Origin of the sequence: Bradyrhizobium campsiandrae (genome assembly GCF_014529705.1) — a bacterium.
GTDB lineage: Bacteria > Pseudomonadota > Alphaproteobacteria > Rhizobiales > Xanthobacteraceae > Bradyrhizobium > Bradyrhizobium campsiandrae.
In genome coordinates this window covers 58024-79846 of record NZ_JAANIH010000026.1, presented here as the reverse complement: position 1 = coordinate 79846, position 21823 = coordinate 58024, and the positions used below count along the sequence as shown (strand labels likewise).

21 protein-coding genes are annotated in these 21823 nt (G+C 64.6%); 11 read left to right on the top strand and 10 right to left on the bottom strand.

The window, feature by feature from the left end:
• Window positions 1-22: 22 nt before the first annotated feature.
• From G8O24_RS20420 to G8O24_RS20410, 3 genes are all read right to left on the bottom strand, one after another.
• Window positions 23-520 carry a hypothetical protein gene (locus G8O24_RS20420; protein WP_188102409.1) on the bottom strand — a complete coding sequence of 166 codons (498 nt, stop codon included), beginning with the start codon at window positions 518-520 and terminating at the stop codon, window positions 23-25.
• 225 nt (window positions 521-745) lie between these two features.
• Window positions 746-2320 (bottom strand): S53 family peptidase, encoded by a 1575-nt coding sequence (locus G8O24_RS20415; protein ID WP_188102408.1) that lies wholly within the window; start codon window positions 2318-2320, stop codon window positions 746-748.
• 378 nt (window positions 2321-2698) lie between these two features.
• Complete coding sequence (locus G8O24_RS20410; protein WP_188102406.1) at window positions 2699-3268, bottom strand: alpha-ketoglutarate-dependent dioxygenase AlkB; 570 nt, start codon at window positions 3266-3268, stop codon at window positions 2699-2701.
• Window positions 3269-3348: 80 nt separating this feature from the next.
• Here G8O24_RS20410 and G8O24_RS20405 point away from each other — a divergent pair, with 80 nt between their 5' ends.
• Window positions 3349-3489 carry a hypothetical protein gene (locus G8O24_RS20405; protein WP_164938899.1) on the top strand — a complete coding sequence of 47 codons (141 nt, stop codon included), beginning with the start codon at window positions 3349-3351 and terminating at the stop codon, window positions 3487-3489.
• On the opposite strand, the gene G8O24_RS20400 is transcribed toward G8O24_RS20405, so the two are convergent.
• Genes G8O24_RS20400 through G8O24_RS20390 form a run of 3 tightly spaced genes read right to left on the bottom strand, consistent with a single transcriptional unit; the run spans window position 3486 to window position 7286 of the window.
• Entirely contained in the window at window positions 3486-5072 is a 1587-nt protein-coding gene (locus G8O24_RS20400; RefSeq protein WP_188102404.1) for an ATP-binding protein, read from the bottom strand. The two genes, G8O24_RS20405 and G8O24_RS20400, sit on opposite strands and share 4 nt — an antisense overlap.
• Window positions 5069-5773 carry a response regulator transcription factor gene (locus G8O24_RS20395; RefSeq protein ID WP_188102402.1) on the bottom strand — a complete coding sequence of 235 codons (705 nt, stop codon included), beginning with the start codon at window positions 5771-5773 and terminating at the stop codon, window positions 5069-5071. Before G8O24_RS20395 ends, G8O24_RS20400 begins: the two co-directional genes overlap by 4 nt.
• Window positions 5774-5786: 13 nt before the next feature.
• On the bottom strand, window positions 5787-7286 hold the full coding sequence (locus G8O24_RS20390; protein ID WP_188102400.1) for a DUF4153 domain-containing protein: 1500 nt from the start codon (window positions 7284-7286) through the stop codon (window positions 5787-5789).
• A 188-nt stretch (window positions 7287-7474) separates the two neighbouring features.
• Here G8O24_RS20390 and G8O24_RS20385 point away from each other — a divergent pair, with 188 nt between their 5' ends.
• Entirely contained in the window at window positions 7475-8839 is a 1365-nt protein-coding gene (locus G8O24_RS20385; protein WP_188102450.1) for a glycoside hydrolase family 3 N-terminal domain-containing protein, read from the top strand.
• Here the strand turns inward: G8O24_RS20385 and G8O24_RS20380 are convergent.
• The 3 genes from G8O24_RS20380 to G8O24_RS20370 form a co-directional block, all read right to left on the bottom strand.
• Window positions 8815-10434 (bottom strand): ABC transporter substrate-binding protein, encoded by a 1620-nt coding sequence (locus G8O24_RS20380; protein ID WP_188102398.1) that lies wholly within the window; start codon window positions 10432-10434, stop codon window positions 8815-8817. The genes G8O24_RS20385 and G8O24_RS20380 overlap by 25 nt on opposite strands.
• 91 nt (window positions 10435-10525) lie before the next feature.
• The gene (hydA, locus tag G8O24_RS20375; RefSeq protein ID WP_188102396.1) at window positions 10526-11980 is read right to left on the bottom strand and encodes a dihydropyrimidinase; all 1455 of its coding nucleotides are present in this window, start codon (window positions 11978-11980) and stop codon (window positions 10526-10528) included.
• Between the two features lie 119 nt (window positions 11981-12099).
• Window positions 12100-12708, bottom strand: a complete 609-nt coding sequence (locus G8O24_RS20370) for a TetR/AcrR family transcriptional regulator (RefSeq protein WP_188102395.1) — start codon at window positions 12706-12708, stop codon at window positions 12100-12102.
• A 103-nt stretch (window positions 12709-12811) separates the two neighbouring features.
• Between G8O24_RS20370 and G8O24_RS20365 the strand changes: the two genes are divergently transcribed.
• The 8 genes from G8O24_RS20365 (at window position 12812) to G8O24_RS20330 (ending at window position 19288) form a co-directional block, all read left to right on the top strand.
• Complete coding sequence (locus G8O24_RS20365; protein WP_188102393.1) at window positions 12812-13507, top strand: PspA/IM30 family protein; 696 nt, start codon at window positions 12812-12814, stop codon at window positions 13505-13507.
• A gap of 46 nt (window positions 13508-13553) precedes the next feature.
• Window positions 13554-13838, top strand: coding sequence for a YiaA/YiaB family inner membrane protein (locus tag G8O24_RS20360; protein ID WP_188102391.1), 285 nt, complete (start codon window positions 13554-13556; stop codon window positions 13836-13838).
• A gap of 177 nt (window positions 13839-14015) precedes the next feature.
• A complete protein-coding gene (locus G8O24_RS20355; RefSeq protein ID WP_188102389.1) occupies window positions 14016-15041 on the top strand; it encodes a hypothetical protein in 1026 nt (341 codons plus the stop codon).
• Window positions 15038-16228 (top strand): hypothetical protein, encoded by a 1191-nt coding sequence (locus G8O24_RS20350; protein WP_188102387.1) that lies wholly within the window; start codon window positions 15038-15040, stop codon window positions 16226-16228. Before G8O24_RS20355 ends, G8O24_RS20350 begins: the two co-directional genes overlap by 4 nt.
• 140 nt (window positions 16229-16368) lie before the next feature.
• Window positions 16369-17433 (top strand): amidohydrolase family protein, encoded by a 1065-nt coding sequence (locus tag G8O24_RS20345; protein ID WP_188102384.1) that lies wholly within the window; start codon window positions 16369-16371, stop codon window positions 17431-17433.
• A gap of 16 nt (window positions 17434-17449) precedes the next feature.
• On the top strand, window positions 17450-18562 hold the full coding sequence (locus tag G8O24_RS20340) for an amidohydrolase family protein (protein WP_188102382.1): 1113 nt from the start codon (window positions 17450-17452) through the stop codon (window positions 18560-18562).
• Between the two features lie 33 nt (window positions 18563-18595).
• On the top strand, window positions 18596-19009 hold the full coding sequence (locus G8O24_RS20335; protein WP_188102380.1) for a Rieske (2Fe-2S) protein: 414 nt from the start codon (window positions 18596-18598) through the stop codon (window positions 19007-19009).
• 72 nt (window positions 19010-19081) lie between these two features.
• Window positions 19082-19288 carry a hypothetical protein gene (locus tag G8O24_RS20330; RefSeq protein ID WP_188102378.1) on the top strand — a complete coding sequence of 69 codons (207 nt, stop codon included), beginning with the start codon at window positions 19082-19084 and terminating at the stop codon, window positions 19286-19288.
• A 9-nt stretch (window positions 19289-19297) separates the two neighbouring features.
• Here G8O24_RS20330 and G8O24_RS20325 read toward each other — a convergent pair whose 3' ends face one another.
• Window positions 19298-20140: an SDR family NAD(P)-dependent oxidoreductase gene (locus tag G8O24_RS20325; protein WP_188102376.1), complete on the bottom strand. Its 843-nt coding sequence runs from the start codon at window positions 20138-20140 to the stop codon at window positions 19298-19300.
• Window positions 20141-20326: 186 nt separating this feature from the next.
• Here G8O24_RS20325 and G8O24_RS20320 point away from each other — a divergent pair, with 186 nt between their 5' ends.
• A complete protein-coding gene (locus tag G8O24_RS20320; protein ID WP_188102374.1) occupies window positions 20327-21823 on the top strand; it encodes an aldehyde dehydrogenase family protein in 1497 nt (498 codons plus the stop codon).

Below are 21823 nucleotides of genomic sequence, written 5' to 3'. Positions count from 1 at the left end.
CGCTGCGCTCTTCGCGTCTGGATCAGTTGCCCGGCTGGAACGTGCAGTCCGCCCCGCTGCCGTCCTTCTGCCTGATCGCGTTGGGGTCGATCGTGCAGCTCAGCTTGGTCAGGCTTTCGAAATTCGAACCCGCCGCGCCGTCGGAGGGAATGCCTGCCAGCGCCTCGGTCGCGAAGATCTCGTTGGCCGTGGACCCGTTCACGGTTTTGACCTTCTTGCCGAAGGAGACCTCGCAGTTGCGCAAGGTGATGTCGACATTGCTGGTGCGGCAGACGATCCTGTCTGCGGTCACCACGATCGGCTTCTTGTAGGGAATGTCGGCATTGGCGGCGAACAGCATCGCCACCGCCTTCTTCTCGGCGCCCGAGAGCAGCGGCGACAGCGGCGCGATCACGCCCGCCAGCGCCAGCGCGGTGGAGCCGGAGATTTTCGTCGATGTGGCGCCGGAAGCGCCTGCGGCATGCGTGGCGCCGGCGACGAGCACGGCACCGGCAAGGCAGGCTGAGATCGCTAGCTTCATGATCGCCTCTCCGGTCGCGGCGTCTCGGCCGCGGCGCTGGCTGAGCCTATGATAGATGTCTCGTCCCGGGGAAGCTACATCGTGGTGCGTTCGCGAACATCCCGATCGTTGTTGTCCTACCCGATGCAGGGGAGATCAAGATGAAATCGACCGCGCGGGGCACGCGGCCGACATCGATATGGCGCGCAGGCAGGCGACCTGCCCGCCTGCGCCTCATCCGCTCGTCTAGCTGCTCGGCCCGCCCTGAAGCGCGTTGAGCAGCTTGTTGCCGCCAGGCACGCCCCAGCCGGTGCAGGCGTCCCATCCGGGACCTGCCTTGTATTGTCCACTGAGCAGGCCGTCGGTGTCGTTGTTGCCGACGGTGATGTCGCGCAGCACGCCTGATGGGCCGAACTTGGAATAGAGCAGGGCGTTGAAATTGCCGGAGCGTGCGCCGAGCGCAGCATTGATCCGGGCGATCAGGCTCGCCCACAGCGGTGCGGAGGCGCTGGTGCCGCCGGCAATCTCGAGCTTGCCGCCCGACATCGTCAGATAGCCCGTGGCCGGATCGGCATTGGCCGCGACGTCGGGGATCGCGCGTCCGGCAAAATGCCTGGGATTGATCGAGTTCGGCACGATGCCGTTCTGCCAGCTCGGCACAGGCGTGATGTCGCTGACGCCGCCGCCGGTGCCGCTGCCCGGGCCGTCGTTCCAGACGGTTTCGGTGATCTGCACCTGCTTCTTGGCGTTCGCGCGCGCATGCAAGGTGGTTCCGCCCACCGCCAGCACATAGGGGCTGGTTGCGGGGAAGTTCACATGCGCCCTGCCGTCCTGCATCTGGGCTTCCGAGCCGTCGTCGCCGGTCGACACACAGAACGTGATGCCGAGATGGGCCGCCGCGAGGAAGCTGTGGTTGCAATGGTCGATCGCCGCCGGCGACCAGATCACGCCGCTGTTGTTGAAGGCCTGATTCTCGTCCCAGCCCCAGCTGATCGAGACGACGGAGGGATCGTTGACGGAATCGCTGACGACCTTGGCGAGACAATCGACCAGACCCTTCTCGTCGAAGGTCGAGAAGTAGGTCGCGATCTTGGCGCCGCCGCCGAGCGCGCCGGCGACATCGACATCCAGCATCACCTCGCCGGTCGAATCCGGATCGCCGGCCGGATCGGTCGAGACGCCGTCGACCGCGATGACCGCAACCTCCGGCGCGGGAACGCCGATCTTGGCGAAATAGGCCGCGACGTCGGGCGTCTCCACGCCGCCGCCGAATTCGAGCAGGCCGATGCATTGCTTGCTGGCGTCGATCTTGGGGAAATCGTAGATGCCCGCGAGCTCGGTCGGGATGAACCAGTGCCGCACCGAGCTGGCGAAATCCGGCTTTGCGCTCGTCGCCGAATGACGCGAGCGGTGCAGCACACGATGGTTGTTGAGGCCGAATACGCCGGTGATGGCATCGCCGACTTCCGCCGGAACGTGCACCGGGCCGGTGCGGGCGTGGAAGTCGCCGAGCTTCGGATGGGAATAGTCGAACAGCGTGACGCCGAAGGCGTCGCTGACGTCGTCGACCGTGCCTGCGATGCCGAGCCGCGCGGCGGCGGGCTCGTTGCGGGTGACGACGAGCTTGTGCGCCTTGGCAAAGTCCTCGATCGACTTGATGGCCTTGGGATCGGAGCCGTAATTGCTCGCGAGCTGGTCGCGCGTCATGTATTTGCGCTCTCTCGGAAGCTTCTTGTCGAGATCGGACAGATCAGGCAGATCGGCGGATCGCTTGACGCCGAGCGTCAGCTCGATCCAGCGCTGGCCGTTGGTTCGGCGCATCGCTTTCGAGCCTGTCGGCAGTTGATGGACTGAGTTGGGAAGTTCGACCATGTGGGGAGTTGCACTAGGGGACATAGTATTTCCTCCTTGTACGGGTTGGCGCGCTGGAAAACCTGGACTTGAAAACCTGGATTGCGGACGCACGTCCTGTTGGATCGAAAGCGTTCAGGTGTTCGAAAACGGATCGATGTGCGGCCGGCAGAAAAAGCCGGCAGGTCAGTAGACCAAACCTAAAATAGCAAACGTAGGCGATGCATCCTAACAGCGGGATGTCGATGCGGCAAAGCCGATCGCGCCGCGCGTGTCTCACAATCGCGTCAGATCATCACAGGCACAGCGTTCTACTGTGCATGGGGTTGTTTTCGAGTTTTGGATTGGTCAGGTCTGCTTCATCGTCCGGAAGGTGATCGAACAGCGGGGTGCCTCGACCGGCGGGATGCTGTGCTCCCATTGCGAGCGCGCCTCGCCGTCCATCAGATAGAGCGAGCGCGGCAGCGCCTCAAGCGTGTAGCGCTGCCATTGCTCGCCACGGCGGCGCCGGAAGCGGAATTTGCAGGACGTGCCGAGCGACAGTCCAAGCACCTTGTCGAAATGCGGCTTGTCGCGATGCCAGCCGATGCCGACCCCTTGATCATACCAGGTGCAGAGCACCTGTCGCACGCTGCCTTCAGCCAGGCCGGCCCATGCCTCCGCCTGCCGCGCGATCGGCGCGGCCCAGTCTGGGATCGGCGCGGCCTCGGTCAGCCGCTGCTGCGAATAGTCGTATTGATAGCCGAACCACGCCACGCGCCGGTTGCCCTCGAAGGCGCCGAACTGGAAGCGCTGCAGCGGCAATGCTGCGACGTGGCCGATCAGCTCCTGCTCGGTCATGGTGTCGATAAAATTGTCGATGTGCCGAAGGCCGGCGGGCCCCGCTTCTCCCTGGGCGAATAGACCAAGCTGCGTCATTCCTCGCATTTCCGTGATGGAACCTAATGGCGGCTGATGCGACTTATCTATTGACGCGGGAAGAAACATGCGAGGCTGTCATGGCAGAGAAGCATAGTGCCGATCCGGTAGAGATCATGCGGGCAACCGGTCATCCTGAGCTCGAATACGCCGCTGGCTGGACCATCGCTGGTCTCGTCACCATCGGCACCATCGTCGCCGCCTGGGTGTTTGCAATCTAGGCCACAGGGAATTGCAGCTCGAAGGCGACGCCGTCATAGGTCGGCACGAGCCTGATCGAGCCGCCATGGCTCGCCATCACCGCGCGCGCGATCGCAAGGCCCATCCCGGTACCACCGTGGTCGCGCCGGGTCGTGAAGAAAGCGTCAAAGATCCTGTCGCGGTTCGGCGCCGAGATTGGCTCGCCGTCATTGCTCACCACAAGCTTCAGCGTCGTCCGCTCGTCTACCGCCTCCAGCCTTATGGTCCCGGCCTTGTGCCGCACCGCGTTATCAGCGAGATGCGACAGCACGATCAGCGCCTTCTCGCCGGACATGCCGATCACCCGGTCGAGGCTGCCGGTCGCCTCGATGCGGCTTGCGGGAAACCGGCTGCGGAGGTCGGCGATGACGGGCGCAAGCTCCGTGCGCTCGTTCTGCGGCAGGGTCTCGGCGCGGGCGAGCTCGCGCAGCCGCTGCGCCATCGCCTCCAGCCGCCTTGTGTCCGACAGGATGTTGGCGATGAAGCTCCGCTCCTCCGCGGGGGTCAGGCTGTCGGACTTGCCTTGAAATGAATCCTGCAACAGCTCGGCCGCGCCCTTGATCGAAGTCAGCGGCGATTTCAGCTCGTGGGTGAGATGGGCGGAGAATGTCGCGATATAGTCGGACCGCCTCGCGAGCTGCTCGGCCATGCCGAGGAAGCTGTGCGAGAGCTGGGCGAACTCCCGCGTGCCGTAGTGCTGCAGCGGCTGGAAGGCCTCGCGGTCGCCACTCCTGATCCGCGCTGCGCGATCGATCAGCTCGCGCATCGGCCGCGTGATGGTGCGTGAGAAGACGAGGCCGATCGCAATCGTGCCGAGGATCACCGCAAGCCCCGCCAGCACGAACTTGGCCCGCTCCTGGTAGAGATGATCGAAAATGTTGCTCGGCGTCCGCGTGGTGTAGATCACGCCGGCAACGCGGTTGTTGACGATGACGGGCATCGCCGAGAACACATGCACGCCAAGGCCGCGACTGAAGGAATAGATCGGCGGCGGCGGTTTGTCCGGCACGCGGTTGCGCAAGGTCGCGCGGTACTGCCCATGCAGCGCGTCGGCGACCTCCTCGATATGGGCGAGCGACTGCCCGACCTCCTGCCGCCCGGCGATCACCACGCCCTGCGGGTCGAGGATCCGAAAGCCGGCCAACGTCACCTTCTGCGTCTCGCGGATGATCGGCGTCAGCCTGGCGCCGATCTCGACATAGCCGGCTTGTGCCGGATGGGGCGCAGGCAGCGCATCCGGCCGCCGCCGCAGCAGATCATTCGCTGTGAGGTCGAGTGCGGGCCGGATTGGCGTGACCTGGTCGCCGGGGTCAGGCAGCACGTTCGCCGGCACCTCGGCGCCGAGCGTCAGGCCGCTGTCGAGCCTCGCCGTGACCTCCTGCGCATAGATCGTCGCCAGCACGCGGCTCTGCGCGATCAGCTCGGCCTGGGTCTGGCGGATCAGCTGGTTGTCATAGAGGCGAAAGAAGAACAGGCCGACCAGCGGCAGCACGGCGACGGTTGCGAGCACCGCGAAGATGACGAGCCCAAGCGATGGCCGCCATTTGTCCGGCGCCGCGCTCATGCCTCTTTCTCGCAGCGGCCGAGCTTGAAGCCGACGCCGTGGATGGTTTCGATCACGTTCTCGCAATTCAGCGCCGCCAGCTTGGCGCGGATGTTGCGGATGTGGCTGTCGATGGTGCGGTCGGAGACCTGGATGTTGAGCTGATAGGCGGCCCGCATCAGTTGCTCACGGTTGAACACCGAGGTCGGCCGGGTCAGGAACGCGCGCAGGATGCCGAACTCGATCGCGGTCAGCTTGAGCGGCGTGCCGGCAAAAGTCGCGACATGCTGCTCGGCGTCGATCAGGAGGCCGCCCTGCGACAGCGCCGCGGGGCTGGCCTTGGCCTCGCCATTGCGGGGCGCCAGGCGGCGCAGGATCACGTTGACCCGCGCCACCAGCTCGCGCGGGCTGAACGGCTTCGTCACATAGTCGTCGCCGCCGATCTCGAGGCCCAGGATGCGATCGATCTCCTCGTCGCGGGCCGACAGGAACAGGATCGGCACATCGGAGACCTTGCGGATCTCGCGGCAGACGTCGAGGCCGTCGAACTCGGGCATGCCGATGTCGAGCACGATCAAATCGGGCCTGTCGGCGGCAAAGCGGGCGAGCGCCTCCTTGCCGTCGCGCGCCTCGATCACGTCCATGCCGGCTCTCTTCAAGGCGACGCGGATGACCTCGCGGATGTGGCCCTCGTCGTCGACGATGAGAATGCGATGCGCCAAGGAAACTCTCCGCTTACCCTGCCGGCTGGCCGCCGGACGCGCCTCTGGCCTCCGCCTCCAGCCGGCGTTGCAGCCGCCAGCTGCGGAAGCCCCAGGCCCGCCAGGCCATGTCCAAGCGCTGAGTATCTACAAGGCGATCGTGGCACCCAACAAGGGTGCCGTCGGCACGAATCCGCATGATCCTCTCGATGGCGGGCAAAGCCTGTGGTCCGAGCCGCGCGAGATAGCCTGTATCGATCGACATGCCCTTGCCCGAGACTTCCCGGCTGTGTGCCGCATTGTAGTCTGCAATGAACGCGTCGAAGTTCATCAGGGAGCAGCCATACAGCACGATCGTTAACGCGATCAGATTGGCGGCGACGAGCCAGCGGTTGGACCTGACGAGCACGATGCGCGCCGTGATCAGGATCAGCCCCAGCGCCACCAGCCCCATCCAGATGAAGGCCGCGATTCGCCAGTAGGTCAGCATGTAGATGTCCACGTAGAGATCGAGGCGGAAGATGGACGAGGCGACCAGCAGCACATTCTGTCCGACCCAGAGATAGACCAGCGGACGGATCACGTTCGATTTCTCGGCAGGCCCGTCGGGTCGCATCGCGACCAGCACGAAGGCAGCGGCGAGCAGCGCGGTCGCAATCAGCGGATAGGCCCCGCGATGGGCGTAGGCCGCGTAGGTCATGTTGGCCGGCAGCGCCACGTGCCCCCAGAGATAGAGCCCGTCGAGAATGGACTGTGCCGCGAACAGCAGATTGAACAGGATCAGCGAGCGCAGGATCGTCGATGGTCCCAAGAATTGGGCCGAGATGACCGGCGCGAGTGCCGGCGGCTCGTCAGGCTCGGCGATATCAGTGGTGGCAATCGTCCTGCGCCGCCAGCGCACATCGATGAACGGCCAGACCAGCGCCAGCATCATGGTCCAGAACAGCAGGCGCGGAAGGCTGACATAGTCGAGAATGAGCTTCGGATTGAGCAGGAGCACCCACTGTTCGATCACCGGATTGGCCGCCGCGAACAGCGCGACGAAAACGGTGCCGAGCGCGGCCGGCAGCAGCCAGAGTGCAATGCCGCGGGTGAAGGCCGACATGTTGAAGACCTGGAGCGCTTCGAGGAAGAACCTGAAGGGCCCGAGCAGGATAAAATTGCGGAGCGCGCGAAGGCGGTCCGCCAGACCAGTCGTCTCCGGATTGGTTGCGAGCAGCAGGGCGATGAGCAGCGCGGCGAGGAGGATCAGGAACGACAAACTGTTGAGCTCCTCGACGGCCGGCACGAGACCGGCGACGAGAATGACCGCGCCGGTCACGGCACGCCGCCGATCGAGGGCCGCATGATTGAACAGCATGGACGCGCAGACCATTGCGATCGCAAAGAGCGGGAGCGACAGCCCGATCCGCTCGCCATAGAACAACCAGTCCGCGAGCGCGGCCAGCGCCAGCGCAAGCCCGATCTTGGCTGGAATTGGGGATGCCCTGTTCGGCTGCAGGTCCGCTGCGATCATCGATGCCAGGCTCGTCATGTCCGAAAGACCTTTCGTGATATGTGCACCACGAAGTCTGACCGGCGCTTATGCAGAAGGAGGGATCAAGCTCTGCATGGTTTCAGGAGTCTTTTGCAGATTTCGTGCAGGCCCGCTTTTGGCTCTCGCGCCGCGTCAATCGCCTTGATAGGTGCGAGACATCCGCCACTGCTCGGACGCGATGCATCATGCAATTCCTCCGTCGTATCGGCCTCGTCCTGCTCTGGTCTGCCGCGCCGCTCCTCGCATTCGTAGCCGCAAACAAGAACGACCCCTATCTGCTCGCGTTGCGTGGCGTTGGAAACGTCGCGCTCGTCGTCGCAAGCGTCGTAATTGCCGCCCTGCTGCTCCGGCGCGGGTGTTGGCACAGCCTGCCCGGCAAGCTGCTCGTCGTGCTCTGGTGCCTGCCGCCGATCCTGATGGCGGTCGCGCATGTCAGCTTTGAGCTGCGCAAGCATGACGTGCTCAGCGCCGATGTGGCCGAGGCGCGTCAGCTCGGGCCGCACTTCGTGGTCGGCTATTCGTCCTTCCCCGAGGTGGCGCGCCTTGCCGGGCAGGGGCTGATCGGCGGCGTCTACGTCACCCGGCATAACATCCGCGGCCGGACGGTCGATGCGCTACACGCCGAGATCGCGGCGCTTCAGGACATCAGGCGTGCGGCCGGCCTGCCGCCACTCATCGTCGCGGCGGACCAGGAAGGTGGCATCGTCGGACATCTCGCACCGCCGCTGACGAAGGTGCCGGCGTTGGCGACGCTGGCGGCGCTCGCACCCGACGATCAGCAGGTCAAAGCGGAAGAGTTCGGTCGCATCCACGGCCGCGAGCTTGCCGGCCTTGGCGTCAATCTCAACCTCGCGCCGGTGCTCGATCTCAAGCCGCCGCAGCCGCGCAACCGCCTCGACTTCCACACGCTGATCGGCCAGCGCGCGATTGCCACCGATCCGGCCGTCGTCAGCACGATCGCGACGGCCTATGTGCGGGGACTGGAGAAGTCCGGCGTCGGCGCCACGCTCAAGCATTTCCCGGGTATCGGCCGCGTGCGTACCGACACCCACCATTTCAGCGCCAATCTCAACACTTCGGTCAGGGAATTGGAAGCGACCGATTGGCTGCCGTTCCGCGAGGTGCTGTCACAGTCGCGCAGCGCGCTCATGGTGGGCCATGTAACCCTCACGGCCGTCGATCCTGATCGCGCGGCCTCGCATTCGAAACGCGTCGTCGACGGCATCATTCGCGACACCTGGAAGTATCAGGGTATCGTGATGACCGACGATCTCGTGATGGGCGCGATCTATCAGCACGACGTCTGCAAGGCCGTGGTCGAAGCCATCAATGCCGGCGTCGACCTGCTGCTGGTCGCCTATGACGGCGCGCAATTCTATCGGATCTTTGGATGCGCCCTCGACGGATCCCGGCACGGCAAGCTGGATGGGGCCATGTTGCGCGCGAGCGCGGCGCGGCTGGAGAAAGGCTTTGCGATCGAGCAGGCGCGGGCGGCCTTGGGCGCCATTCGCATCGTCGAAAAGAATCAGCCCTTAACGAACTGGCGATAGTCCGGCTCGCGGTGAAACCAGAATTCGTAGCCTGAGATACCCTTCTGCATAGCGACATCATGGATCGGCTGATTGAGCGGGACAACAGGAACGTCGCGCATGCATAGCGCGATGAAATCCTTGACGGCCTTGTCGTACTCGGCGTCATCCGTGGTGAAGCGCGCCTTGTCGATCAGGGCGTCCATCGTCTTGTTCTGATAGGACGAGATGTTGAAGATCGAATTGTTGCCGTGGAAATTCCAGTAGAAGTAATATTCGGGATAGTCGAGCCAGCCGCTGAAGCGGTTGAGCGCGAGTGGCAACTCCTTCTTGTTCAGCGTGGTGCGCCAGTTCGCGCCGGGGATCTTCTCGATCCCCGCCTTGATGCCGATCTTGGCGAGGCTCTCCTGGATCAGGATTGCGGTCGGCTCCCCGACGGTGGCGGTGCCGGTGTCGAGCGACAGCGTCGTGTCGAGGCCGGATTCGAAGCCGGCCTCCTTCATGAGCGCCTTGGCCTTGTCGAGATCCGTGACATAGGGGAATGGCTGCGGCCAAACCGGCTTAGAGACGTCCGCCGCGCCGCCATACATCGGAACAGCGCGACCGAAGAAGGCGCTGCCCTGGATCTGCTCATACGGCATCGCCCAGGCGATGGCCTGGCGCAGCTTGATGTTGTCAAAGGGCGGCTTCGCGGTGTTCAGCGCGACATACCAGAGCGCGTTGGGGATCGGCACGCCTGAAACTTTGACCTTGCCCTCTCGGATGATCTGCTCGAAATCGCGCGGGGCGAATCCGCTGGAGATGTCCGCGTCCCCCCGCTCCAGCATGGCGCGGCGGGTGCCGGCGGAAGGAACGTCGCGCGCAATCACGCGCTTCACTTTCGGCAGCGGCCCGCTCTTCCAGTCATCGAACCGCGTCAGCACCGTCTCGCTGCCAGGCTTCCAGCTTTCGATCCGGTAGGCACCGCCTCCGGCTTCGTTGGTCTTGAGCCAGGCCAGTGCCCACGGGTCTTCCGCCGTCGCGTTCTTCTTGGCGAGCTCGGAATTGATGATGAAGGGCACGACGACCGCGACGTTGAACAGCAGCATCTTGTCTTTCCGGACATAGTCGATCCGGAACGTGTGGTCGTCGACCACAACGAATTGCTCGGGCTTTTCCAGAGATCCCGCCGACATCTGGAAGGTCGGAAAGCCGCCGACCTTCACCGCGCGATCGAACGACCATTTGACATCCTTGGCAGTCACAGGCGTGCCGTCGTGGAATTTCGCGTCCTTGCGCAGCTTGAAGGTGCAGGACATGCCGTCGGCGGCAACCTCCCAGCTCGCGGCAAGCTCGGGGGCAAGCTTCTCGCGGTCGTAAGACAGCGTGCCATCGGGCAGCGTCTTCGAAGCATAGGTCAGCAGGCGGTCGTAGCAGTTCCAGGACAGGCCGTTCACCGTCTGGTTGGAGCCGACGCCCTGCATGTCCAGCGAGTTCGGTCCGAGCTCCTGCACCACCAGCAAGGTCTCGGCCCGCGCTTGTGCTTGGACGAGCGACGGGACGATCGTCATTCCGGCGACGCCGAGACCGCCAAATACGATGCTGCGGCGGGTCAAATCGAACGACGATGGGCTCAAAGGTGCCTCCTTGAGAGCGATCGCTATCCAAAGAGGCAAGGCGCGTGCCATCGGCCGCGCTTCATGGCGTCGCAGCCGACATCAAACGCCGCTACGGGGTGACCGCTCCGCGTGTCACCGCGCGCGGGGCGGTCAGCTCTTTCCAGGTGGAATTGGCGACATGCACCGGCGAGAAGGCCGGGCGCTCGACATAGTGCCCATCGCCCGCCTCGGCCCGCAGATCGCCATCCTTCCACACGATGCGACCGCGCGAGAGCGTCGCGGCAGGCCCGCCGGTGCAGGCAAAGCCCTCGAACACGTTGTAATCGATCCGGCTCATCTGCCGCGTCGCGCTGATGGTCTTCGTCGCCTTCGGGTCCCACACCACGAGATCGGCATCCGAGCCGACGGCGATCGCGCCCTTGCGCGGATAGATATTGAGGATGCGGGCGATGTTCGCCGAGGTCACCGCGACGAATTCTTCCTTGGTCAGACGCCCTGTCGTGACGCCGGCGGTCCAGAGCAGCGCCAGGCGATCCTCAAGACCGCCGGTGCCGTTCGGGATTCTCCTGAAATCGCCGAGGCCGAAGCGCTTCTGCTCGGTCGTGAAGGCACAATGGTCGGTCGCGACCACTTGCAGCGAGCCTGACTGCAGGCCGGCCCACAGACTGTCCTGGTGCGATTTGTCGCGGAACGGCGGCGACATCACGCGCTGGGCGGAATGATCCCAGTCCTTGTTCTGGTATTCGCGCTCATCGAGCAAGAGATGCTGGATCAGCGGCTCGCCATAGACGCGCTTGCCTGCGGCCCGCGCCCGCGCGATCGCCTCGTGCGCCTCGCGGCAGCTGGTGTGCACGATATAAACGGGCGTGCCGGTCATATCGGCGATCATGATGGCGCGGTTGGTAGCTTCGCCCTCGACCTCCGGCGGCCGCGAATAGGCATGGCCTTCTGGGCCGGTGACGCCGCGCGCGATCAGCGCCTCCTGCATCAGGGCGACGACATCGCCGTTCTCCGCGTGCACGACAGGCATCGCACCGAGATGGGCGCAGCGCGCGAACGAATTATAGAGCTCGTCATCATTCACCATCAGGGCGCCCTTGTAGGCCATGAAGTGCTTGAAGGTGTTGATGCCGTAGGTTTTGACCACGATCTCCATCTCGTCATGGATTTGCTTCGACCACGACGTCACCGCCATGTGGAAGCCGTAGTCGGTCGCGGCCTTCTCGGATTTGTGCCGCCACTCCTGATAGGCCGCCAGCATCGACTGGCCAGGATCGGGCAGGCAGAAATCCACCACCATGGTGGTGCCACCCACGAGCGCGGCTTTCGTTCCGGATTCGAAATCATCGGCGGTGACGGTGCCCATGAACGGCATTTCGAGATGAGTGTGGGGGTCGATGCCGCCCGGAATGATGTAGGCGCCGCCGGCGTCGATGATCTCGCAACCTGTCGGCGCCGCGATCGATGCGCCGATCGCGACGATGCTGTCACCCTCGATCAGCACGTCCGCGCGGCGCGAGTGATCATGATTGACGACGGTGCCGCCGCGGATGAGGAGGGACATGGGAACTCCGAAGGGAGAGTGGGGGAGGGACGTGGCAAAGGCTAAGCGCGCCAGTCGCGATGCGACAGGCGAAATTTTAGTCAGCGCTCGCTTTCGGCCCCCTGACGCCCTCGCGGCCGCTACGCCGCCCGCGCGATCAATCCGTCGATCATCGCGTGCACGAGGCCCGCGATCTCCCTGCGCAACGCCGGCAGCGGCACGGCGACCAGCTTCTGCTCCAGTCCAAGCGCCACCATGCCGTGCACCGCCGAGAACAGGCTGCGCGCCGTGATGCCGAGCTCCTCCGGACTGCGTTTGGGAAACAGCGCGGCCAGCGGCACGTAGATGTGCCTGAACAATTGCATCTGATCGTCGATCGACCAGTCGGGGACGATCTTGTCGGCTTCCATGCGATGCTCGAACAGCGCGCGCCAGAGCTGGAGATTCTCCGCGGCGAAATCGCAATAGGCGATGGCGATGCGGACCAGCGTTTCCTGGGGGGGAGGGTCGCCCGCGCCTTCCGCGGCGCTGAGCGCATCGTCCAGTCGATGCAGCGTTCGCGAGCCGACGCGGAGGATCAGCTCGTCCACGTCAGCGACGAGATTGTAGACCGCTCCATTGGCGCAGCCGATTTCACGGGCGAGGTCGCGCGTCTTCAGGCCCGCCAGCCCCCTCTCGGCGATCATCCGCTCGGCCGACCGGATCAGGTCGATCCGAAGTTTCTCTCGACGTTCCAAGGCTTTAGTCATCTGTTAACCAAAATTCGTGAGCATTGCTCAAAATTTCTCTTGAGCGTCGCTCAAGATATGCTAGAAGGCGTCTGTGAGCAATGCTCATAACAGGGAGCAAGCAATGTTCAAGACCGTCGTCACACTTTTCCGCGGCAGCGTGGCCGCCGCCGGTGAGGAGCTGGAGGATCGTACGGCCCTGCTGATCCTCGACCAGCAGATGCGCGATGCGGCTGCAGCGGTCGAGCGCAGCAAGCGGACGCTGGCCCTGGCGATTGCGCAGGACCAGCAGGAAGGCCGCAAGCTCGAGGCGACCGTCGCTCGCATCGCCGATCTCGAGACCCGCGCGGTCGCGGCGCTCGATGGCGGCCGCGAGGATCTCGCCAAGGAAGCCGCCGAATCCATCGCAGGTCTCGAAGCCGACCGCGATGCGGCGCTGACGGCGCGGGCGCTGTTCGCGACCGAGATCGTCAGGCTGAAGCGTCACGTCGCGAACGCGCAGGCGCGCATTACCGAGCTCGATCGCGGCCGCCGCGTCGCTCGCGCCTCGGAGGCCGTGCGCTCGCTTCGTCGCAGCGGCATCGAGGCGGCGCGTCCTTACGAATCCACGCTGCCGGAGGCGGAGAGCACCCTGCGCCGCTTGCGCGAGCGCCAGATCGAAGCCCAGGCCGCCGATGACGCGCTGGTCGAGCTGGATGCGGCCACCGGCCCGCTGGCCACCGCCGAGAAACTCGCCGAACAGGGCTTTGGCCCCCGCCTCAAGACAACCGCGGACGACGTGCTGGCGCGGTTGAAGTCCAAGCGCGCACCGACTGCCTAACTCAACGATGATCATTCACCTCGACGTCAAGCAACAGGAGACCAATATGAACCCGACCACCCCGTCCCACAGCCACGCCTGGGTTACTTTCACCTACGTCTCGTTCGCCGCCTCGGCCTTTATGGTCGGCATGGGCATTTTCTTTCTGCCGCTCGATCTCTCGGTCAAGGGCTACCTTGCCATGGGCTTCCTGATGCTGACGCAGTCCTGCATCACCATGACAAAGACGATGCGCGACAATCACGAGAGCGGCCGGTTGGTGAATCGTATCGAAGATGCCAAGGCCGAGCGTTTGCTGATGGAGGTCGAGCGCGGCTCGCGTGCGGCGTAACGCCACGCGATCGCGCTTGCGATCTGAGCGGCGGACGCCGAGGCATCCGCCGCTTCATCGCGCCGTTTTGCGGTGGGCCCGCAACAATTCCTTTACCCTGCCTGCACCGCAGCAGGTTGTACTTATCGCTCCTTAATGGCCTCGCGCGAAGAACGGCTCGGATGACGGGCAAGCGATATGGTGGCATCTGGCAGCGACCAAACTGCGGGACGAGTCGGGAACGTTATCCGGCGGCTGAGCGACCATGCCGCGTTTTGGTTCAAAGCCTTTGCCCAGCCGGCCATCGACCTTTCCTTGCGGACCCACCCTGGCCAGTTGACCCGCATCGTCGAGAGCCCCGGTCGGTGGTTGTCGCAGGACGAACTCGAAAAACTGGTCGCGCAGCTGCGCATCGTGGCCGCGAAGACATTGCCTGCCAATGAGCTGACCTACGGTATCTTCCCGGGCGAGCGCGAGCGCCTTTCACGCGCCATCGTCACACTGATTTCCGAGGAGGACAGCGGGCGCCCGATCGCCTTCAACGCGCTGTCGGTGATGCAGGTCGAGCTCGACGGTGCGCCCGTCGACGTCACCCACCTCGGGCTCGTGATGGTCGATCCTGATGCGCGCGGGCAGGGGCTGTCATGGGTGCTCTACGGCCTGACCACGCTCGTCTTGTTCCTGCGCGACGGCCTGCGCCCGCGCTGGATCTCCAATGTGACCCAGGTGCCGTCCGTGGTCGGCATGGTCACCGCGACCTTCTCCGACGTCTATCCGTCGCCGCGGCCCGAGGCGCGCCAGAGCTTTGCCCATCTTCAGCTCGCCCGCGGCATCATGCGGCAGCATCGCGCCGTGTTCGGGGTCGGCGAGGAGGCCGGCTTCGACGAGAGCCGCTTCGTCATTACGAACGCCTATACCGGCGGTTCCGACGCGCTGAAGAAGACGTTCGACGAGGCGCCGAAACATCGCGATCCGCAATATTCCGAGTTCTGCGCCCGGGAGCTGGACTATGAGCGCGGCGACGACGTGCTCCAGATCGGCCGCATCGATCTGGCCGCCGCGCGCGCCTACCTGTTCGAACAGGTGCCGCATGGCTCGTTGCCCGGCCTGCTGGTTGCTTCCCTGTTCCTGGGACTGCAGCGGCTGGTGCTGCCGGTCCTGCACTGGCTCGACGACGACAGGACGTTCGGCACGTTGCGGCCCCGGCAGGAGCGTGGCCGATGACATCATCAGTGATTGCAAATGCGATCGTCAATGTCTGCGGCGTGATCGGGCTCGTCGTCGCCATGCTGGCGCTTCACCGCCGCGACGCGCAGAGTCCCCTGACCGGCCGCTTCCTGATCGCGCTCGGCATCGTTGCGCTGCTGTTTCTGGTGCGAAGCATCGCGTGGTTGACCGCAAGCAGCCTGCTCGACGACCTCTCGGTGATTCCCGCCGCCGCCATTCCCTTCGGCGCGCTGATCGTGACCGAGGGAATGCTGCGGCGGCACGCGCCCCGTGCCGTCAAGCTTGCGGTGATCATCGGCGCCGTGGTGCTCGGCCTTGGCGGTGGGTTGGGGCTCGAACGTTTCGACACGCCTTACGCCGTCGCGCTGGCACTGTTCCAGCTCTTCGGGTTTGCGGCCTGCGCGGTTCTGCTCGCAGCCCGCGACCGTCAGTCGCTGATGGCCTCGGAGAACCGCGCAATCGATCGCATGACCCTTGGCGCCGTCATCGTGCTGCCTTTCATCGTCACCGATTTCGGTGCGTTGATGCCGAACATGCCGGTCAAGCTGGGCGCGCTCGGCGCGCTGCTCGTGGTCACCGCCATGCTGATCGCCGGCAGCAGCGGCGAAGCGCGCTGGCACGCGGTGCTGCTCACCGTGCTCCGGCTGGTCAGCTCGGCACTGCTCGGGCTCGTTGCCGCCTTCGTCGCCCCCGACGTCGACGCTGCACAGGTTGTGCGCTTCTGCGCCATCGCCGTGTCAGGCGTGCTGGCGATCGGCCTCATGACCGATACTTTGCGGTCCTTGCTCGAATCCCGCGCCTCGGGCGTGCTGAGCTCGGTCGCGAGCTCGCCGGCGACAACGCGCGACCAGCTCATCGCCGAGCTGCTGCGTCATCCCTTGTTCGAGAGCGCCAGACGTTACCGCGAGGATGAGCTTGCGGCCTATGATCCGCTGTTGCTGCGCCATCGTCTGGCGAGCCATCGTGTGCTGCGGCGCGCGGATGCGCCATGGGGACATCAGCCGATCGATCCCGCGGTGGAGCGGCTGGCCTCGCTGATGGCTGCCAGCAACGCGACGCATCTCGTCGTGCTCTCGTCCGATCCGGTCGATATTCTCGCGCTCGCGGTTCCCGTGACGTCGGCCGATCCTGCCACCGAGACTGCGATCGCGTTGGTGCAGCGCATTTTGATCATGGCGACCTGACAGCATATCGCGCCTGCGAAATGCAACCGAGCCATGACGGATCGCGCATGCGTGCTCTCTTGCGCCGGGACACGGGCCGGCGCACTCTGCCCAGGCGGTGCGGAGAATGCCGCCAATAAAGATGGCCCGAGGAAGCATCCATGGCGGTGACGCGGATCGACTGCGACATCCACCCGGCGGTTGGTGGCACGCGCACCACGCTGCTGCCCTATCTCAGCGATCACTGGAAAGAGCAGGTGGTGAGCCGCGCCATCGACGGCCTCGATCTCACCTCCTATCCGCCCAATATGCCGCTGTCGGGCCGGGCCGATTGGCGGCCGGCCAATGGTGCCAAGCCGGGCTCGGATCTGGCGATGGTGCAGCAGGGTGCCTTCGACCAGCTCGGCGCGAGCCACGCGATCCTCAACGTGCTCTATGGCGCCCAGGCCGTGTTTGATCCCTACATGGCGGCGGACTTCTGCAAGGCGATCAACGACTGGATCGCCGCCGAATGGCTGTCGCGCGACCCGCGCCTGCGCGCGTCCATCGTGGTGCCGATGCAGGCGCCTGACCTCGCCGTCGAGGAGATCGAGCGCCGCGCGGGTGACAACAGATTCGTCTCCATCCTGGTGCTGGCGCAGGGCGAGACGCTGCTGGGCCGCCGGCATTTCTGGCCGGTCTATCAGCTCGCGGAGAAATACAAGCTGCCGCTCGCGATTCATGCCGGCACGCAATATCGCCAGGCGCCGAGCTCGGCGGGCTGGCCGTCGTACCGCTACGAATATTACTTCGTCGAGGCCCAGGCGTTTCAGGCGCAGATCCTGAGCCTGATCTACGAGGGCGTGTTCGGCAAGTTTCCGAACCTGAAGGTCGTGCTGATGGAGTCGGGCGTGAGCTGGCTGCCGGCCTTCATGTGGCGCGCCAACAAGACCTGGCGCGGCGTTCGCGTCGAGGTGCCCTGGGTCGAGCGCGAGCCCGCTTCGATCATCCGCGACAATTTCCGCGTCACCATGCAGCCGTTCGATGCGCCGGGCGATGCCGAAAGCGTCGCGGAGATCATCGATCAGATCGGTTCGGAAAAGATGTTCCTGTTCGCGTCCGACTATCCGCATTGGCAGTTCGACGGCGATGATCCGATCCCGCCGCATCTGCCGAAGAGCATTATCGCGAAGATGTGCGTCGACAATCCGCTGGAGACGTTTCCGCGGCTGTCGCTGGTCAACTAAATTCTAGGAGGTTCGCATGAGCGACGTCATCGACCGTCCGCTGCGCTGCGACGAGAAGCCTGCCGCAACACGCTTGCGCATCGTCGATTGCGACGTGCATCCGAGCCTGCGCTCGACCGACGATCTCAGCGAGTTTCTGCCGAAGCGCTGGCAGCAGCACCTGAAGGAATATGGCAGCCATCTGCGCACGCCCTATCTCTTCACCACGCCCTATCCGCGCTCCTCGCCGCTGATCGCGCGGCGCGACGCCTGGCCGCCGACCGGCGGGCCGCCCGGCTCCGATCTCGCCTTCATGCAGAAGCAGCACCTCGATCCGCTCGATGTCGAGTTCGGGATCTTGCAGGTGCTCGACCTCTTCATCTTCTCGCAGCAGAACCTCGAATTCGGCGCCGCGATCCAGCGTGCCATCAACGACTGGCAGCTGGCATTCTGGTCGCACCGGGATCCGCGTCTGAAGGCCTCGATCCTGGTCGGGCAGGATGGCGTGGACCTTGCCATCGCCGAGATCGAGCGCTGCGCCAAAACAGGCGAATACATCCAGATCAACGTCTCGCCGCGCGCCAACGAGCCGCTCGGCCGCCGCCGCTACTGGCCGATCTACGAGCGCGCGCAGGCGCTCGACCTGCCGCTCGGCATCCATGTCGGCGGCTATGGCGGCCACGCGCCATCAGGCGGCGGCTGGCCGTCCTATTATGTCGAGGAGCACCAGTCCAACGCCCACACCATCGCGGCGCAGCTTGCGAGCCTCGTCATCGAGGGCGTGCCGGAGCGTTTCCCGAAATTGAAGATCGTCTTCATCGAAGGCGGCTTCGGCTGGATCCCCTCGGCGGTGTGGCGGATGGACCAGCACTTCGAGCGCTTCCGCAGCGAGGTGCCGCATCTCAAGCGCAAGCCATCGGAATATGTGCGTGAAAGCTTCTGGTTCACCACCCAGCCGATCGACGAGCCCGACGAGGCGCGGCATTTGCGCGCGTTGATGGAATGGGTCGGAATCGACCGTCTCTTGTTCTCGTCGGACTATCCGCACTGGGATTTCGACGATCCGCGCTTCGCTTTCAAGACCCCGCTCACCGAAGCCGAGCGGAAGAAGATCTTCAGCACCAATGCCCGCGCGGTCTACAAGTTCTAGGTCGCAAGTTCTGTATCCCGAGTTCTGTACCCTATGGCCCGTCACATCGTCGCATCGACCTCGGAGATCCCGCCCGGCGGCAACAAGGTCGTCGATGTGGCCGGCCGCGACATCGTCGTATTCCATGTCAATGGCGAGTACTTCGCGCTGCTGAACCGCTGCCCGCATGAAGGCGCGCCGCTAGAGAAAGCGGCCTGCGTGGCGCGGCTGACCTCGCCCGAGCCTGGCGTCTACCAGCGATCGCGCGTCGGCGAGATGCTGCGCTGTCCCTGGCATGGTTGGGAGTTCGACATGCGGAGCGGCCAGTCCTGGTTCGACCCGAAACGGGTCAAGATCCGGTCCTATCCGGTCGCGGTCGAGCGCGGCGACGAATTACAGAAGGGGCCGTATTTGGCCGAGACGTTTCCGGTCCACGTCGAAGACTCTTATGTGATTGTCGAGGTCTGATCGGGCATTGCCGATTGTGATTCCAACGCAAGTGCGATATGGCTCACGCGCTTTCAAAGGCGGAGACGAGCTTTGTCGAAACAATCCCTGCGTGAAGAGGCCGAGCGCCTGATCCGCGAATCGATGGAAAAGAAAGCCATCGTCGTGAAGCAGGGCACCACCCGCATCGAGGCCGTCTGCGGCAAATGCGGCGCGCCAAACCGGGTCCAGGCGGAAAAAGGCCAGAGCCGCGTCAAATTCGCCTGCAAGAATTGCGGGCACAAGCAGGAGACGCTGTAGGCGTCCCGCCTAGCCCTTTACGAACCTCGCGAACGCATCCGCGTAGTCCGGGTGCCAGCGCGACAGCGGCGGGCGGTTCTCGACGATGTCGCCGGCGGCCCACAGCATGCGCTTCTCGTCGAGCGCGCGCGGCACGTCGTTGTCAGGGCAGAGGATGTAGAAATCGCCGGCCTTGAGCCGCGTCAGCATGAAGTCGACGGTCTGCTCCGGCGACCACGCGGCGGCCGGCTTCTCCGTGCGGCCCTTGGCGGTGAGCCCGGTGAAGACGAAACCGGGGATCAAGAGATGCGCGGTGATGTGGCAATCCCTAATATTGCGCAACTCGTGCTGGAGCGCTTCCGTAAAGGCTTTCACGCCGGCCTTGGAGACATTGTAGGCGGGATCGCCGGGCGGCGTGGTGATGCCCTGCTTGGAGCCGGTGTTGATGATCAACCCGGCCTTGCCGCGCGCGATCATGTTCGGCGCGAAGATGCGCGTGCCGTTGATGATGCCCCACATGTTGACGCCGATGATGCGCTGCCAATTGTCCGGCTCGCCGAACAGCGTACTGCCCGGCTGGATGCCGGCATTGTTCATCAGCAGGTCGGTGCCGCCGAAACGCGCGCCGACCGCGCGTTCCAGTTCCATGACGCTCTCGGCCCGGCTGACATCGGCCGCGGAAATCATCACATTCGCCGCACCCGCAAGGGATGACAGTTTTGTTGCAGCTTCCGCCAGCCTGCTCTCGTCGACGTCGACGATGCACACCTTCATTCCCGCCCGTGCAAAGGCCGTTGCGGCAGCAAGACCGATGCCCGATGCACCGCCGGTGATCACGGCGACATTGCCCTTAGCGATGACAGGATGCGACATATGGCAGTTCTCCGGAACTTGTTCTTGGTCGAGCTATAACATGGCAGTTGTGCGACTGCACAAGTCGGCATGGCAGCGCTTCGTTCCGCGCCGACTTTACGCCATTCCGGCATCGCTGTATTCTGTTCGACCTAACGATCGCTGCAAGATCGAGCCCAATCAATCAGCTACCTAGGGAGTACAGCCATGGCTGTGTCGCAGGCGATTCCGATCACGCGCCATCCGTTTGCCAACGGGTCCTACAAGCAGATGCTGATCGACGGGAAGTGGGTTGATGCCGCTTCCGGCAAGCGCTTCGAGTCTCACAATCCCGCGACCGGCGAGCTGCTCGCGACCGTTGCCGAGGGCGACAAGGAAGACATCGATCGCGCGGTCGCCGCGGCCCGCCGCGCCTTTGAAGGTCCGTGGAGCAAGGTCAAGCCGTTCGAGCGCCAGAACCTGCTGCTCAGGCTCGCCGACCTCGTCGAGAAGAATTTCGATGAATTGTCGCAGCTCGACACGCTCGACATGGGCGCGCCGCTCAGCCGCACCCGCGCCTATCGGCTGCGCGCCGTCGGCATGCTGCGCTATTACGCCGGGCAGACCACGGCGATCCACGGCGAGACGATCGAGAACTCGCTGCCCGGCGAAATCTTCTCCTACACGCTGAAGGAGCCGATCGGCGTCGTCGGCGCCATCATTCCCTGGAACGGCCCGCTGACCGCGACGATCTGGAAGATTGGACCTGCGATCGCCACCGGCTGCACCGTGGTGCTCAAGCCGGCGGAAGAAGCGCCGCTCACCTCGCTGCGGATCGCGGAGCTCGCGATGGAAGCCGGCATTCCGCCCGGCGTCGTCAATGTCGTGCCCGGCTATGGCGAGACCGCGGGCGCGGCACTCGCCGCGCACCATGACGTCGACAAGGTCGCCTTCACCGGCTCGCATATCACGGGCCAGTCGATCATCCGTGCCTCGGCCGGCAACCTCAAGCGCGTCTCGCTCGAACTCGGCGGCAAGTCGCCGGACATCGTGTTCGCCGATGCCGATCTCGACGCTGCCGTGCCGGGTGCGGCGATGGCGGTGTTCGCCAATTCCGGCCAGATCTGCAGCGCCGGCACGCGCCTGTTCGTCGAGCAGGCGATCTACGAGGAGTTCGTCGGCCGCGTCGCCGAGTTCGGCAAGAAGCTGCAGGTCGGCAACGGGCTCGATCCCAACGTGCAGATCGGCCCGCTAGTCTCCGAGCAGCAGCTCGAGCGCGTCACCGGCTATCTCGACATCGGCCAGAAGGAAGGGGCAAAGGCTCTCGCCGGCGGCGGCCGGGTCACCGAGGGCGCATTGTCAAAAGGCTTCTTCGTCTCGCCGACGGTGTTCGCGGGCGTCCAGGACAACATGCGCATCGCGCAGGAGGAGATCTTTGGTCCCGTCATCTCCGCGATCGCCTTCAAGGACATGGACGAACTGGTCAAGCGCGCCAACAACACCACATTCGGCCTCGGCTCCGGCCTGTGGACGCGCGACGTCACCAAGGCGCATGCGGTCGCAAAGCGCCTGCGGGCCGGCTCGGTGTGGGTGAATTGCTATCAGGCGATGGACCCGGCCGTGCCGTTCGGCGGCTACAAGATGAGCGGCTACGGCCGCGAATCCGGCAAGCAGCACGTCGAGGAATATCTCAACGTGAAGGCCGTCTGGATCAAGACGGGTTAA